This is a genomic window from Brooklawnia propionicigenes (assembly GCF_030297015.1).
Classification (GTDB): domain Bacteria; phylum Actinomycetota; class Actinomycetes; order Propionibacteriales; family Propionibacteriaceae; genus Brooklawnia; species Brooklawnia propionicigenes.
In genome coordinates this window covers 1,785,932-1,799,912 of record NZ_AP028056.1, presented here as the reverse complement: position 1 = coordinate 1,799,912, position 13,981 = coordinate 1,785,932, and the positions used below count along the sequence as shown (strand labels likewise).

The 13,981-nt window shown below is 65.9% G+C and carries 16 protein-coding genes and 1 tRNA gene; 11 read left to right on the top strand and 6 right to left on the bottom strand.

Translation table 11 applies throughout. From position 1 onward, the window contains the following. Positions 1-7: 7 nt before the first annotated feature. The 4 genes from QUE25_RS08145 to QUE25_RS08130 all read right to left on the bottom strand — a co-directional run bounded on the left by QUE25_RS08145 (position 8) and on the right by QUE25_RS08130 (position 3,100). Complete coding sequence (locus QUE25_RS08145) at positions 8-1,000, bottom strand: VldE C-terminal domain-containing protein (protein WP_286263880.1); 993 nt, start codon at positions 998-1,000, stop codon at positions 8-10. A gap of 118 nt (positions 1,001-1,118) precedes the next feature. Continuing rightward, positions 1,119-1,766 (bottom strand): bifunctional 4-hydroxy-2-oxoglutarate aldolase/2-dehydro-3-deoxy-phosphogluconate aldolase, encoded by a 648-nt coding sequence (locus QUE25_RS08140; protein ID WP_286263877.1) that lies wholly within the window; start codon positions 1,764-1,766, stop codon positions 1,119-1,121. A 3-nt stretch (positions 1,767-1,769) separates the two neighbouring features. Then, a complete protein-coding gene (locus QUE25_RS08135) occupies positions 1,770-2,954 on the bottom strand; it encodes a YeiH family protein (protein ID WP_286263872.1) in 1,185 nt (394 codons plus the stop codon). Further along, on the bottom strand, positions 2,951-3,100 hold the full coding sequence (locus QUE25_RS08130; protein WP_286263869.1) for a hypothetical protein: 150 nt from the start codon (positions 3,098-3,100) through the stop codon (positions 2,951-2,953). Before QUE25_RS08130 ends, QUE25_RS08135 begins: the two co-directional genes overlap by 4 nt. A 198-nt stretch (positions 3,101-3,298) precedes the next feature. On the opposite strand from QUE25_RS08130, the gene QUE25_RS08125 reads away from it, so the two are divergent. Further along, positions 3,299-5,851: a DEAD/DEAH box helicase gene (locus QUE25_RS08125; RefSeq protein ID WP_286263866.1), complete on the top strand. Its 2,553-nt coding sequence runs from the start codon at positions 3,299-3,301 to the stop codon at positions 5,849-5,851. Between the two features lie 36 nt (positions 5,852-5,887). On the opposite strand, the gene QUE25_RS08120 is transcribed toward QUE25_RS08125, so the two are convergent. Further along, the gene (locus tag QUE25_RS08120; RefSeq protein WP_286263862.1) at positions 5,888-6,841 is read right to left on the bottom strand and encodes a type IV toxin-antitoxin system AbiEi family antitoxin domain-containing protein; all 954 of its coding nucleotides are present in this window, start codon (positions 6,839-6,841) and stop codon (positions 5,888-5,890) included. Between the two features lie 325 nt (positions 6,842-7,166). Here QUE25_RS08120 and QUE25_RS08115 point away from each other — a divergent pair. Then, a tRNA-Leu gene (locus QUE25_RS08115) sits at positions 7,167-7,250 on the top strand. Between the two features lie 287 nt (positions 7,251-7,537). Here the strand turns inward: QUE25_RS08115 and QUE25_RS08110 are convergent. After that, positions 7,538-8,179: a 3'-5' exonuclease gene (locus QUE25_RS08110; RefSeq protein WP_286263859.1), complete on the bottom strand. Its 642-nt coding sequence runs from the start codon at positions 8,177-8,179 to the stop codon at positions 7,538-7,540. Between the two features lie 119 nt (positions 8,180-8,298). Between QUE25_RS08110 and QUE25_RS08105 the strand changes: the two genes are divergently transcribed. The 9 genes from QUE25_RS08105 to QUE25_RS14845 all read left to right on the top strand — a co-directional run bounded on the left by QUE25_RS08105 (position 8,299) and on the right by QUE25_RS14845 (position 13,844). Beyond that, positions 8,299-8,619, top strand: a complete 321-nt coding sequence (locus QUE25_RS08105; protein WP_286263858.1) for a hypothetical protein — start codon at positions 8,299-8,301, stop codon at positions 8,617-8,619. Positions 8,620-8,747: 128 nt separating this feature from the next. Then, the gene (locus QUE25_RS08100) at positions 8,748-9,131 is read left to right on the top strand and encodes a NifB/NifX family molybdenum-iron cluster-binding protein (protein WP_286263856.1); all 384 of its coding nucleotides are present in this window, start codon (positions 8,748-8,750) and stop codon (positions 9,129-9,131) included. A 75-nt stretch (positions 9,132-9,206) separates the two neighbouring features. Continuing rightward, the gene (locus QUE25_RS08095) at positions 9,207-9,917 is read left to right on the top strand and encodes a peroxiredoxin (protein WP_286263853.1); all 711 of its coding nucleotides are present in this window, start codon (positions 9,207-9,209) and stop codon (positions 9,915-9,917) included. A gap of 58 nt (positions 9,918-9,975) precedes the next feature. Next, a complete protein-coding gene (locus QUE25_RS08090) occupies positions 9,976-10,305 on the top strand; it encodes a NifB/NifX family molybdenum-iron cluster-binding protein (RefSeq protein ID WP_286263850.1) in 330 nt (109 codons plus the stop codon). Between the two features lie 23 nt (positions 10,306-10,328). Beyond that, positions 10,329-10,973, top strand: coding sequence for a peptide deformylase (gene def, locus QUE25_RS08085; protein ID WP_425332696.1), 645 nt, complete (start codon positions 10,329-10,331; stop codon positions 10,971-10,973). A gap of 221 nt (positions 10,974-11,194) precedes the next feature. Next, positions 11,195-12,157 carry a serine hydrolase gene (locus QUE25_RS08080; RefSeq protein WP_286263847.1) on the top strand — a complete coding sequence of 321 codons (963 nt, stop codon included), beginning with the start codon at positions 11,195-11,197 and terminating at the stop codon, positions 12,155-12,157. A gap of 320 nt (positions 12,158-12,477) precedes the next feature. After that, positions 12,478-12,933, top strand: coding sequence for a nucleotidyltransferase domain-containing protein (locus QUE25_RS08075; RefSeq protein ID WP_286263845.1), 456 nt, complete (start codon positions 12,478-12,480; stop codon positions 12,931-12,933). Beyond that, positions 12,933-13,334 carry a HEPN domain-containing protein gene (locus QUE25_RS08070; RefSeq protein WP_286263843.1) on the top strand — a complete coding sequence of 134 codons (402 nt, stop codon included), beginning with the start codon at positions 12,933-12,935 and terminating at the stop codon, positions 13,332-13,334. The genes QUE25_RS08075 and QUE25_RS08070 overlap by 1 nt, the downstream gene beginning before the upstream one ends. A gap of 81 nt (positions 13,335-13,415) precedes the next feature. Continuing rightward, the gene (locus tag QUE25_RS14845; protein ID WP_425332695.1) at positions 13,416-13,844 is read left to right on the top strand and encodes an SAM-dependent methyltransferase; all 429 of its coding nucleotides are present in this window, start codon (positions 13,416-13,418) and stop codon (positions 13,842-13,844) included. Positions 13,845-13,981 lie beyond the last annotated feature (137 nt).

Genomic DNA, 13,981 nt, shown 5'->3' with positions numbered 1-13,981 from the left:
GCCGTGGTCAGCGTACCGTGACATGCACGTGGTCGTAATGATTCGCGGTGGGAGATCCGCGATCTTCCATCATGGTGAAGCCAGCGCTGGGGGCCCAGTTACCCCACATGCTCTGTTGATAGATGACGTATTCGACGTTCAGCGAGCTTGAGTTGGCGACCAGCCAGTTGGCGATCTGCCAACCTGCGTCGCCGCTGATCATGATGTCAATGGCCTGGCCAGCGCCATGATCATCGGCTGAGTTGCGCCAGCCACCGTACGAGGTGACATTGGGGAACTGCGCGCACACGGCCAGGAAGGTGGCATAGGCCTGAGAGGTGAGCCCAAGGCCGGATCCGTCGAACGAGCAGCTGCCACCAGTTGCCACGGCCGGGGCCGACGAGGTGGCGGTAGTGGCCGATGTCCCTGCTGGGGACGGGCTCTGCTTGGCGGCCTCGGCGGCTGTCTGCTCGGCAGCCACGCGCTGTTCTTCGGCCACCCGGGCGGCTTCGGCAGCCGCGGCGGCCTCCTCGGCCTGACGGGCCTCCTCGGCCTGGCGCGCTGCTTCGGCTTCGGCAGCCGCCTTCGCGTTGGCCAAGGTGACCGGGTTGATGGCTTCTTCGGTGCGGTCGAGGCCGCGGGAGATGGTCTCCTCGCTAGTCGGCGCCGGTTGGGCGGTCACGACGCTGACGGCGCTGGGGGTGAGCAGGATGGCGGATGCGGTGGCCACGGCGGCGGCTCCGAACAGCCCGCGGCGCAGCCGCTGACCCTTCACGGCCGGCCTCGCCGAGACGGCACCGGTGACCTTCGGCAGCTGGCGGGTGCTGCCGAGAGCTTCGTCCGGCTCGAAACTGATAGGGGCCGAGATGGCTCGGCGGGCCGCAGAAACACTGACCGGTGAGTCGTCAACGATGACGGCTTCGTCGGCTACCCCCCGACGCGCGGACGCGTAGGTGAAGACGGGGGTGATGGGGTCGTCGATCTCAGTGCCCGGGTCGAGGATGGCTCGGCGTGCTGTCACTGATTCTCCCAAGGGATTGTCTGTCATTCCTGAGAAGAATCTTAAGGATCTTCTCAGGAGAACACAAGTTGTCAGGGGAATCTGCTCAGAAAAGATTCAGAAAGGGCCGTCCGGACGGCTAGCTGCGGGTTCGGGTGGCCTCGACGATCGGACGAGCACGAGAGCGCAACGCACTCAGATCGCCGCGATGCAGGGCGTCCCCGATGAGCCTGTCGGCCAGGCACACCGCCACCGCTCCGGCACCCAGCCAAGCCTTGACCTCGTGCACCGACTCGGCCCCGCGGGCCAGCACTGCGATGTCGGGCAGCAGGGCGGCCAGCTGCGCCGGGTAGCTCGTGCCGAGCACCCCGGCCGGGACGACCTGGACCGCGGCCGCATCCGGTTGCTTCCAGGCGTTGGCGATCTCGGTCGGAGTGAGCGCGGCCGGGCACTGCGGGATCTGGGCGGCGGCGAGCTCTGAGCGGAGCTGGTCGTCGTCAGCCAGGGTGAGGGCGAAGGCGGCCTGCTCAGATACCGCCCACTGCGCGTCCGCGGGGGTGCGCAGGTCATGGGTCCCGACCTGCAGCCGGCGTCCGAACACGCGGCGCAGCATGGACGGGGTCAACCGCTGACCCGGACTGAGGCTGAGGATCGGCAGACCTTCCTCGATGAGGACCTCGACCGGGGCGACCGCCTCGTCCAGGGTGCAGCCGGGCAGCAGCACAATGGCCCTGGTCTCGACGAGTCCGGCAGGCAGTTCGACGCGTGGGTTCACGGCATCAATCATGGATCAGAAGGTGAAGCTGCCCCACAGCAGGACGGCCAGCAGCAGCCCGACCGCCAGATTCACGACCGTGGCCGCGGCGAAGACGAGCACCGGCTTCCAGCCCGCTTCCTTCAGCGAACCGAAGCTGAACTCCAGGCCGATGCTGACGAACGCCAGGATCAGGAACCAGGTGCGCAGCTCGTTGGCGACGCCGATTGCGGAAGCGGCGAAGGTGGGATCGGCGTTGGACGCGAAGATGGTCGCCACGACGGAGGCGATCAGGAAGCCGAGCACGAACTTCGGGAAGCTGCGCCACAAGGTGATCAGCGTCGGAGCCGAGGTATCGCCGGCCTCGCGCTGGGTCTTGACGGTGAAGTACATCGTCAGCAGCACGGCGACCACACCGAGCAGCGCGTTCTGGGTGACCTTGACGATGGTCGCGATCTGCAGCGGCTGCTCACCGGCCATCGTGCCCGCGGCGGTGACGGCTGCGGTGGTGTCGATATTGCCGCCGATCCAGGCGCCGGTGACCGCGGGGCTGAGCCCGAGCAGCCCGGAGGCCCAGGGCAGCAGGAAGATCATCGGAACCGCGAAGGCGATCACCAGCGAGGCCGTGTAGGCGAGTTGCTCCTTCTTGGCCTGTACTGCGCCCGCGGCGGCGACGGCGGCCGAGACGCCGCAGATCGAGATCGCCGAGCTCAGCAGGGCGCGGAGTTTGTCGTCCAGCCCGAGCACGCCGGAGAACCACCAGGTGAACAAGAAGACGGCGGTGATCAGCAGACAGGCCTGGACGATGGCGGGCACCGCGGCCTTCGCGATGACCGCGAAGTTGATGGAGGCGCCGAGCAGGACCAGGCCGGTCTTGATCAGGAACTCGGTGCGGAAGGCCCTCGACATCTTCTTCCGCAGGCCCAGCGCGGACAAGATCGCGTTGGCGGCGAAGCCGACGAGGATCGCATAGACGGGGAACTCGATCGACTTCGCGATCTGGCCGAAGCCGGTGCCCTTGGTAGCGGCCGGCACCCATTCGGTCAGGGAGTGGACGAGGAAGCCGAGGCCCAACAGCACGACGACGCCGAGGATCGTCCAGACGACGGTGTGTTGTCCGGCCTGCGGCGCGGCGGACTCGGTGGGAGCTGTCTCGGTGGGGGCGGCGGACGCGGAGTCGGTGGCTATCGATGCGTCGGCAGCGGCGTTATTGTCGCTCACGGGAGCAGCCCCTCGGGGATGATGCCGGTCAGGCACAAGGCAAGCAGGATCAACCCGACGGCGAAAGCCAACCAGTCTTCGCTGATTGAGAACTTGCCATCGGCGTTCGGCGCTTGCGTCTGGGATGCACCAGGTTTGCTGGCCACGGAAACTCCTCAATCGCCGGATGGAATCTGCGACCATCCTAAGGGCCGGCTGCCGGCCGCACCGCCCATCAGCGCTTGCGGTCGCCGTATCGTCACCGGCTGTTCACTCGGTGCGTGTTCCCGCATTGCCCGCTGGTCGAGCCCTGCGCCCTCGTCCGCGAGCCCCTCGTCCCTCGTCGCCGTGACAGAATCGTCCATATGCCCGAGCAACCCAGCCTTTCCCTGCTTCTGGACGAATTGGGCCCCCGCCCCGCGCCGGACGACATCTACACGGCCTTCGAAGACTGGACCATGCGTCAGGGCATGACGCTCTATCCCCACCAGGCGGATGCGCTGCTGGCGACCGTGACCGGCGCGAACACGATCATCACCACCCCGACCGGGTCCGGAAAATCGCTGATCGCCACCGCGGCGCATGTCGCGACGCTGGCCAATCGCGGTCGCGTCTACTACACAGCGCCCATCAAGGCCCTTGTCAGCGAGAAGTTCTTCAGCTGGGTGGACGATTTCGGCCCCGATCTGGTCGGCATGGTCACCGGCGACGCCTCGGTGAATCCGGATGCGCCGATCATCTGCTGCACCGCCGAGATCCTGGCCAATATCGCGCTGCGCGAAGGCGACCAGGCCGACGTACAGATGGTGGTGGCCGACGAGTACCACTTCATCGCCGACCCCGACCGCGGCTGGGCGTGGCAGGTCGCCACCAGCGAATTGCCGCAGGCCCAGTTCATGCTCATGAGCGCCACCCTGGGCGATGTCAGCGACCTGGCGGCGAAGCTGACCGAGCGCACCGGACGTCCGACCGAGATCATCGCGCAGGCCGAGCGTCCGGTGCCGCTGGTCTTCACATGGTCGATGACCCCGCTGCCCGAGACCCTCACCGAACTCATTCACACCGGCAGTGCACCTATATATCTGGTGCATCCCAGCCAGGCCGCCGCGACCGAGCAGGCCCAGGGCCTGATGAGCATGAAGCTCGTCGACACGGCACAGCGCCATGCCATTGTGGAAGCGATCGGAGGCTTCCGGTTCGCCCGCGGTTTCGGCGCGACGCTGTCGCGGATGCTGCGGTCGGGGATCGGCGTCCATCACGCCGGCATGCTGCCGAAGTACCGGCGGCTGGTCGAGACACTCACTCAGCAGGGACTGCTGAAGGTGATCTGTGGCACCGACACGCTCGGCGTCGGCATCAATGTGCCGATCAGAACGGTGGTCTTCACCACACTCACCAAGTTCGATGGACGTCGCCAAAGGATCCTGCGAGCCCGCGAGTTTCACCAGATTGCCGGACGTGCCGGGCGTCCGGGCTTCGATCCGGTCGGCAATGTGGTCGTGCAGGCGCCCGAATACCAGATCGAGAACGCCCGGCTGCTGGCGAAATTCGCCGGCGACGAGAGGAAGCTCAAGTCGGTGCGCCGCAAGAAGCCGGCCGAGGGTCAGGTCAACTACACCGAGGCCAGCTTCGAGAAGCTGATCGCCTCGGCCCCCGAGACACTGCATGCCCGGCTGGAAGTCACCCATTCGATGCTGCTCAATCTGCTGCACCGCGATGAGGAGACCGGCGCGGCGCTGACCCGCATCATCGAAGAGGCGATTCCCGATCCCGCCCAGCAACGTAAGCAGTTGCGCCGGGCCGTGGCGCTGGGGCGCTCCTTGCTGGAGGCCGGGGTGGTCGTCCGGCGGGCGACCCCCACCCCGGGCGGGCGGCGTTATGATCTTGCGCCCGGTCTGCAGGACGATTTCGCGCTCAACCAACCGCTCAGTGCCTTCGCGATGGCCGCGCTCGAGATGCTCGACGATCAAGCCGGGGACTACGCGCTCGACGTTGTCAGCGTGATCGAGGCGACGCTGGAGGATCCGATGGCGATCCTGATCGCGCAGGAGAAGAAGGCCCGCGGTGAGACGATCGCCGAGCTGAAGGCGGAGGGCTACGAGTACGAAGAGCGGCAGGCGATCCTGGAAGAGGTGAGCTGGCCCAAGCCCCTTGCCGACGAGCTGTCGGCGGTACATCTGGCGATGGCCAAGACCCACCCGTGGCTGGTCGAGCATCCGCTGCGGCCCAAGTCGATTGTCCGCGATATGACTCAACGGGCGATGACGTTCAGCGAGTATGTGGCGTTCTACAAGCTGCAACGCAGCGAAGGCCTGCTGCTGCGCTACCTCTCGGACGCCTGGCGGGCGCTGCGCCAGACCGTTCCCGCGTCTTTCCACAGCGAGGAGTTGGACGATCTGATCGCCTGGCTGGGCGAACTGATCCGGGCCACCGACTCCAGCCTGGTGGACGAATGGGAGGCCCTGGCCAATCCCGCCGACACCCAGGCGCGCGAACAGGCGATGGCCGGGCGGCCGCGGCCGCTCACCGGCAATCTGCGGGCGTTCACCGCGCTGGTGCGCAATGCGATCTTCCGCCGGGTGCTGCTGGCCGCCGATGACGACGTCGATGGTCTCGCCGCCTTGGACGCCGACGACCCCGATGTCACGTTCACCGCCGACGACTGGGATTCCGCGCTGGGAGAGTACTGGGACGAGCACGACGAGCTCGGTACCGCGGCCGATGCCCGATCGCCGCAGCTGTTCATCATCGAGGGCCGCGACACCCGCCGCTGGCAGGTGCGCCAGATCATCGATGACCCGGACGAGAACCACGACTGGCAGATCCGCGCCGAGGTGGACCTGGATGCCAGCGATGAGTCCGGTGAACTCGCGTTGCACGTGGTCAATTTCGGGCGCATCGACGGCCCAGGGCTCTAGCCAGGATCATTGGGTACTTCTATCCGGCGTATGGCACTACAGGAGTCCCCAATAACCGTCGAATGCCAGTCGGCAGCATGAACAGGGCGTGAAATCGCCCTGCCAACCCAGGCCACGGAGGACCCCGGCCACTTCGGCGGCGACTTCGCACGGGGAGTTGTAACACTGGTCCCATCCGTATCGCAGCGTCGCGATTCCTCGTCTGGCGTGGTAGTTGTCGCGATCCATGTCACGAAAGGCATCCGGCCCATCGTGGCCGGGCCGTCCGTCGAGTTCGACGACGAGGCCTTCCGGATAGTAGATGTCGCGCCGATATCGACCACCGCGCACCTGGCGTCTGCCAGGGGGTATGCCGTGAGGCCGTTCCACCTGGCGCAGATAGACGACCTCCAGAGGGCTTTCGGCTCCCTGGCCGACATCCGCGAGGACATCGGCGAGCTGGGCCCTTCTGGGATGCCGCGGCATTGTCTCCAGCACGTCGCGCAGACCCTGCACGCTTGCCTTCCTGCTGCCGATCGCCAGCGTCGCCCAGTGGATCGCGCGTTCGGGCTCCGAGGCGCACAGATCGATGATGGCCCGCTCCACCCGCAGCCGGGCTGGTTCACCCACCGCACGAAAGGGCACCCTGGTCCGGGAGAACTCCCACCAGCCCGAACTGGGCTGCCGCCTTGCTTCGTGTGGCAGCACGATCGAGATCGGCAGCTCCTCCTCACTGATCAGCCCCGCCAGCCTCAGGGCAGCACGCCCGCCAATGGCCGCGTCACAACCGCCGAGGAACTGCCCAGCCCAGGCCAATGACATCCACTCCGGCTGCAGATCATGGGTGAGATAGATGCCTCGCGAGAGCCGTGTCCACAGGCCCTTGTCCATGAGCGTGCGAACCGTTGACTGGGACACGCCGTGCCCGCAAATCTGCTCCCAGGTCAGCACGCCGGCCTGTGCGCGCGCCAGATCTCTCAGCGACTCGGGCAAAGCAGGCTGGGTGGGCATAGTCAAAGTCTGAGCTATCGAGACAGCCCCTCGCTGACCGTTGGATTCTCCTGTGGATAACTCCCTGCCATTGGTCAGATTGCGCTCGTTGAAGCCTCCAAACGCCGAGGTAGCCGGTGCAGAGCACCCGATGAGGGCATACTGGGTGCGCTTATATGCCGCATGGGACTACAGGAGTCCCCAATGTTCAGGCTCACCTTCTGAGGGCGGCACCATCGCCCGGGGCGAGGCACCGCGGACGCACGCCACGAGCCCAGCTCTTGAGTTGCCGATTCTCCGCAGACGTGTGCTAGGCTTCTCAAGCTGGTTCCGCAAGGGACCGTATGCGCGAGTGGCGGAATGGCAGACGCGCTGGCTTCAGGTGCCAGTGCCCTATACGGGCGTGGAGGTTCAACTCCTCTCTCGCGCACAACGATGTATGGTCCCCTGACTACATCAAATCCCCTCTGACAAGGACTTCGGTCCTTATCAGTTGTGGACTCTCATGGACACGGATGGCCTTGAGAGGCCTCCCATTCCCCACGTATTCCCCACGACATCCGGGGCGTGGGGAACGTCGTTGGCGTCGCCCAGTGTCCACCCGACCGTCCGCCGGTAGATCCCCGGGAGGGCGCCCACCCACGACGGGCAACCGAGTAGAGCCACGGGTCAGTTCCGTGGCCCTGTTCGGTTGTGCCCGGGGTTGATCAACCGTCCCTAGAACAGGGTGGGCGCGAGTGCGACGGCGAGGGGCGCGGACGTCTTGACTGGGTGGCAGGGTTCGTGGAGTTCGGGTGCGAGCCGGCCCCAGGCGAGGCCGCAGACGCGCAGCAGTTCGTCCAGGCTGGCGGCGGATGTGCGTTGCGCCATGTCGAGGGTGATGTGCGCGCACGCGACGGCGTCGTGGACGGCGTCGTGGTGTTGATCGAGTGGGATCCCGGCCGCGGTAGCGACGGCCTCCAGAGTGTGTTCGGGCAGGTCGTAGCAGCGCCGTGCCATCAGCAGGGAGCAGCCGAAGTCCAGGGTCGGCCAGTCGTAGCCGCAGTGGCTGGTCGCGTCCCGGATCACCGCGATGTCGAAGGCTGCGTTGTGGGCCACGACGGGCAGTCCGGCGAGTCGTTTCTCGATGTCGGGCCAGAGCCGTTCGAAGGTGGGTTGGCCCTCCACGTCGCGTTCGACGATGCCGTGCACCTGGGTGCAGTCCGGGTCGAACCAGCCGCGGCCGTAGGGTGGTTGCATCAGGGTTCCCCACGTGGCCTCGACCCGACCGTCTCGGACGAGGGCCAGGCCGACCTGGCAGGGGGATCCCGGACGCCGGTTCGCGGTCTCGAAATCGATGGCAACGAACTCCAGACTCATCGAGTGCCTCCCGCGGTGCCGTCCACCATCGATCCTTCTGTCAGAAGGTCCTGACGAAAGGATAGCGCCGTGTTGGCTGGAGTCGCCACTGCTGGCGATACTGGTGGAGGGAGGTCCCAATGGAACAACGAATGGCCGTCGCGGCGGTGGCCGAGGCTGCTGCAGGTGTCGAACGGGCACAGGCGCTGCTGGAGGCCACGGTCGTGCTGGCCCGGGAAGCCGGCGCGACGTGGGCCCAGATCGGCGACGCGGCCGGAATGAGCCGGCAATCCGCGCACGAACGATGGGGTTGCATTCCGCGCAGGGGATGCCCGCGCACCGACTGCGGATGCCCGGACCACGCCGTTGACGCCTGCGATTGCGGGCATGGCCCGGGACGCGGACGCCGCCGGCCCGTCGAGGTCCGACTGGTTGAACCAACTGAGGCCGACAGGCCGTGACGGTGCGCGCCGATCCTGTTTTCGACCCGACGTCGCACGTCAGGCTATCCTGACATATGCTGCGCTTGGCAGGCCGAAATTGCCTGTCGCCACCCGCTGGTGGACGCGCAGTATCTGACAGGAGCAGCATGAAGATCGCCATCACCGCCGAGACCGATGCCGGACTGGATGCCCGGGTGGCAGGCCATTTCGGCCAGGCCCCCCACTTCGTGCTGGTCGACGTCGTCGATGGGCTCATCACGACGGCAGACACCCTAGCCAATCCGTTGCAGGCAGGCCACCAGCCCGGGGAGGTTCCGGCGTTCATCCGTTCGCACGGCGCGGACGTGATGGTGAGCGGAGGCATGGGGGTCCGGGCGATCCGGATCTTCGAACACGTGGGGATCACGGCGGCGACGGGGGCCGCCGGGACCGTCGGTCAGGCCGTGACGGACTACCTCGCGGGGAGACTGACAGGGGCGTCTCCCTGCGCCGACAGCCTGGCGCACCATCATGACTCGTCCCCGGCCTGAGGCGCTGCTACCCCACTCGGCCTCACCTCAACCACCGAACTCGACAGTCCAACCATCACACCGGAAAGCACCACCATGAACGACGCTGCTGTAAGTACCGGGATCCCGCGGATCGGCGATCCGGCCCCCGCTTTCACCGCTGTGACCACGCAGGGCGAGATCACGTTCCCAGCCGACTACGCCGGCAGCTGGGTGATCTTCTTCAGCCACCCGGCCGACTTCACCCCCGTGTGCACGTCCGAGTTCATGACGTTCGCCACGATGGAGGACGAGTTCACCGCCTTGAACACCAAGCTGGTCGGCCTGTCGATCGACGGCCTCTACAGCCACATCGCATGGCTCCGCACGATCAAGGACAAGATCGAGTTCAAGGGCATGAAGGACGTCGAGGTCACCTTCCCCCTCATCGAGGACATCACGATGGAGATCGCCCGCAAGTACGGGATGATCATGCCCGGCGAGGACAGCACCAAGGCCGTACGCGCCGTGTTCGTCGTCGATCCCCAAGGGATCATCCGCACGATCATCTACTACCCGCTGAGCCTGGGCCGCAACTTCGACGAACTCAAGCGCGTGATCATCGCCCTGCAGACCGCCGACGCCCTCGCGGTCGCAACCCCCGCCGACTGGCGTCCCGGCGATGCCGTCATCGTCCCGACCGCGGGCTCCTGCGGCACCGCCAAGGACCGCATGGAAGGCAAAGAGGAAGGCGTCACCTGCGTCGACTGGTTCTTCTGCACCAAGGACGTCTCTGAGGAAGCAGTCTTCGCCGCCATCACCAAATAGCGGAACCCCAAGTGGGTGGCCCGCCCATCGGGCCACCCACCCCACCCGAAGGAAACACATGACCACACAGATCATCTGCATCCCCGTCGCCGACGACGGGCAGGTCGGCCACAGCTGGGGCAAGGCCCGCACTCTGGCCGTCGCCACAGTCCAGGACGGAACCATTACCTCCTGGCACACCCAAACCGTCGACTGGGACGTCTCCAAGGCCCAGGGCACAGAAGGCGCCCACCACGCCCGCGTCGCCCGATTCATCAAGGACAACGCAGTCACCGACGTCCTCGCCCGCCACATGGGCGACGACATGCAGAACATGCTCACCAAACTGGGGGCACGCGTCCACCAAGGCGCGGCAGGCGATGCCCGTGCTGCCGTCACCTCGCTCTAGCCGCCCGAAGACACCCACCAGACATGAACGCGACGACCACCAGCCAGACGACACCCCCAACCATCAAGCCTCTGATGGTTGGGGGCAGAATCCTGCCGATGACCAGATGGGGTGACCCAGTCATGCATGCCAGCACGCGGCAGGTCACCGAGTTCAACGAGGGACTCCACATGCTGGTGCGCGACATGTTCGCCACCATGAGGGCATCCGAAGGAGTCGGGTTGGCCGCCACACAAGTGGGAGTCGATCTGGCGCTGTTCATCTTCAGTTGCCCCGACGAGGACGCACACATCCGGCACGGCGCAGTGTGCAATCCGGTCCTGAGCCTTCCCGAAGGGAAGGATCGTCGTCTCGACGTGGCAGCCGAAGGGTGCCTTTCGCTGCCCGGCGCCTTCCATCCGTTGGCTCGGCCTGACCGTGCCGTCTGCACTGGAGTCGATCCCTTCGGCGAACCTGTCACTGTGATCGGCACCGGACTCCTGGCCCGATGCCTGCAACACGAAACAGACCACCTGAAGGGCATCGTCTTCGGCGACCGACTCCCGAACCGAGCCCGACGTGACCTGTACAAGCAACACCAGTCAGTAGCTCATCACTACCCCAACGAGTGGCCCACCACAACGAAAGACCCACAGCAACCCACCCCCGGCCAACAGGCCACGATGTAAGGACGAGCAATGCCACGGCCATCGGCAACGAGCACCGTGGCGTCGGCCCCGATGGGGTCATCGGAGGAGTCGAGCACTGGGCCCGCAATCGCTCGAACCATCCTGCAACTTCACCAGTCCGACATCCCCGGCACACGCGGTCACGACAAACCGGTCGTACCCTCGAACCAAGGGGGGTGATATGGGTGAACACGCGGCGCTCGCGGGGCTTGACTGTTCTCATGTTGATGCTGGTTTTGTTGGCTGTGGTTCACAGCTACCACGGCATAGGCATGCCACCCCAAGAGCAGGCTGGGGGTACGCCAACTCCCATCGAGACTCCCGCGTTGGTTGAAGCCCCCGAACCTGATCGATCTCGTCCGCTCGGCAAGCTCGAGGCGGGCGAGTGGGTCAGCACGGAGTGGGGTGGCGTCCGCTGCGAATACCCCGCATCGCCGCGCGCGCGGCAGATTGCCGCAACCCTGCAGTCCCGCATCGTCGGGTACGTAGCCGTCGAAGGCCGCGACATTGGCTTCGCGGTGCATGACCATTCCGCAGACGTGGTTTGCAGCTTCCATCCGGACGTCACGTTCGAGATGGCGAGCATCGTGAAGGTCGCCACGGTTGCCAGCCTGCTGAACCAGCGAGGTCTTGCCGGCCTCAGCGCCGCCGAGCTTGACTGGGCGCGGGCTGCCATCGTTTGGTCGGACAACGATGCGCATGACATCCTATGGGGCCTGACCGGTGGTGAGGAAGGACTACGGATGCTGGCCGCTGCCGGCGGTCTCACCCAAACGACGCCGGGCCCTGATGGCATGTGGGGCCTTGGCACAACCACCGCCGCAGATCAGCTTCGGCTGATGGACGCGCTGGTGTCGGGCACGCTGCTCGGCCTGGACGAGACGCAGTACCTGCTCGGCCTGATGCGCCAAGTGGTACCCGAACAAACCTGGGGAATCATCACGCAGGCCCCTCCCAACGCCGTCATCGCCGTGAAGAACGGTTGGTTGGACGTGCAACACTGGGCCCCCGATGGCAGATACCTGACCACCACCTGGACGGTGAACTCGATCGGCTACATCCAGAGTCCAGAGGTGAACTACACACTCGCCATCCTGAGCAGCGGGCATGACAGCGAGGAATCTGGCCGCAACTATGTCGAGGAGGTCGTGGCCTGGGTGGCGTCCGTGCTCACGGCTGACTGAATCTGGCTCGGTCAACTGTCGGAGGCGGTGTCGTGGCCCAAGCACCCCCGGAAGCGCCGCGACCATGCCCAGCGAGCCGATCAGGGTCCATCCTGCCCCGGCCTCGGGCGGAGGCCCGGCAGAGGGTGGCCCTCTCGTCAAGGTGACTGGCAGCACAATCATATGACTGCTACAGTGGTCACGTGCGATTTGATGAAGCGTTCGGGGGCCTCCTCCCTGGTGCGCGTGGCGCGGTGCTCGCGGCGCTGCTTCGGACGGGGACTCCGCTGACAGGCCGACAAGTACACGCGCTCGTCCGCGACCAACACAGCCTATGGTCCGTGCAGCAGTCGCTCGCCTCCCTCGTCGGGCTCGGCGTGGTGAACAGCCGAACCGTGGGGCGCGCGATGGTCCACACGATCAACGAGGACCACTACACGATCCAGCCCCTGCGCGTCCTCCTCGATCCAGTGACGGCGCTGCGGGAGGCGGTCCGTGGCGTGGTGGGCTCGAACGTCGATGCGGTGATCCTGTTCGGGTCGGTGGCGCGCGGCGAGGCGACCGCCGACAGCGACGTCGACCTGGTCGTCCTCGCCTCCCCGGACTGGGACGACCGAACCGAACTCGAGGACGTGGTGAGCGCCCGGCTCGGCAACGACTGCGATGTCCTGGTGTTCACCCCTGAGGAGTTCAGCCGACTCGCGGCCACCGGCGAGGAGCCCGTTGTGGCGGACATCCTCTCCGACGGGGTCCTCCTGCTCGGTTCGTTCCCGCAGGCCGATGCTGGTGCGGCATGATGGCCACCCTCGAGCAACGCAATCACGCACGCAGTTACCTGAAGAAGGCTGAGGAGTACTTGGCCTCCGCCGAAGCCAACCTGCAAGCCGGGCGCTACACCGTGGCTGCGGGTGACGCGATCCACGCCGGTATCTGCGCCAAGGACGCCATCGTCACCGAACTCACCGGCACAACCACCAAGGGCAAGGACCACGCACAGGCCGCGAAAGAACTGCGGCAAGCGCTGGGTCAACGACCGGACGCGGCCAGCACAGAGAAGGCACTCCGCGAACTCATCTCCAGCAAGGCCGACGTCGAGTACGGCGTCACCCTCATCCCGGCCGTGAAGGCTGAAGCACTCCTTCGTCGAGCGCGGAGCCTCGTCGAACTCGCAATCCGCATCGTCCGCCTCAACGGGTAAGACCCCGCGCCGAACATCCTGCATTGCCTACTGCTGCGCTGGGTACGGTGTGGCGGGTGGTACAGAGTCCTGGGTCCTGCTTTGCAGCTGCGCCCGGAGGACGAATTACTGGATGTCGGCTGCGGGTCGGGAGCGTTCCTTGCCCAGGAGGCCCAACAGGTTCGTCGCGTGGCGGGCGTGGACCTCCCCGACGTCCAGATCGATCTGGCTCGTCGCCGGCTGGCCCAGAGAATCGCGGACGGCAACGCAGGCGACTTAAGCCGCGAAATGCAAATCCTAGAAGCCGACAACTGCAGGACAGCCAGGCCGAGTGATGCGGAGCGCTCCAGTCGGCAGATCCATCCACCCGGCAGCGCGGAGGTTTGCAGCCCTCCAAACGACTACGCACAGGCTATGCAAGTCATCAACATTCGATCGTTTACGCTTGTCAATGCCATGTGGTCGAGAGGTTCAACTCCTCTCTCGCGCACTTCTTTGTGTCCGGTCATGACCAGGGCAAATGCCAGTTGACTAGGGCTTTCGCCCGATCCAGGGCCGGTTCACATGTACTCACAAAGGCCTATCCGGGGTCGTTTCTGCACCACGTTGCGGCACGTGCCCCACGGAAGTGGCGACAACCAAGAATTCCTCTCGCGTCCCAGAGCGCA

Bases quoted from the DNA above. Each gene is read 5' to 3' on its own strand.
- QUE25_RS08140 (WP_286263877.1), bottom strand. From the start codon at position 1,766: ATGATTGATGCCGTGAACCCACGCGTCGAACTGCCTGCCGGACTCGTC.
- QUE25_RS08125 (WP_286263866.1), top strand. From the start codon at position 3,299: ATGCCCGAGCAACCCAGCCTTTCCCTGCTTCTGGACGAATTGGGCCCC.
- QUE25_RS08120 (WP_286263862.1), bottom strand. From the start codon at position 6,841: ATGCCCACCCAGCCTGCTTTGCCCGAGTCGCTGAGAGATCTGGCGCGC.
- QUE25_RS08110 (WP_286263859.1), bottom strand. From the start codon at position 8,179: ATGAGTCTGGAGTTCGTTGCCATCGATTTCGAGACCGCGAACCGGCGT.
- QUE25_RS08105 (WP_286263858.1), top strand. From the start codon at position 8,299: ATGGAACAACGAATGGCCGTCGCGGCGGTGGCCGAGGCTGCTGCAGGT.
- QUE25_RS08100 (WP_286263856.1), top strand. From the start codon at position 8,748: ATGAAGATCGCCATCACCGCCGAGACCGATGCCGGACTGGATGCCCGG.
- QUE25_RS08095 (WP_286263853.1), top strand. From the start codon at position 9,207: ATGAACGACGCTGCTGTAAGTACCGGGATCCCGCGGATCGGCGATCCG.
- QUE25_RS08090 (WP_286263850.1), top strand. From the start codon at position 9,976: ATGACCACACAGATCATCTGCATCCCCGTCGCCGACGACGGGCAGGTC.
- def (WP_425332696.1), top strand. From the start codon at position 10,329: ATGAACGCGACGACCACCAGCCAGACGACACCCCCAACCATCAAGCCT.
- QUE25_RS08080 (WP_286263847.1), top strand. From the start codon at position 11,195: ATGTTGATGCTGGTTTTGTTGGCTGTGGTTCACAGCTACCACGGCATA.
- QUE25_RS08070 (WP_286263843.1), top strand. From the start codon at position 12,933: ATGGCCACCCTCGAGCAACGCAATCACGCACGCAGTTACCTGAAGAAG.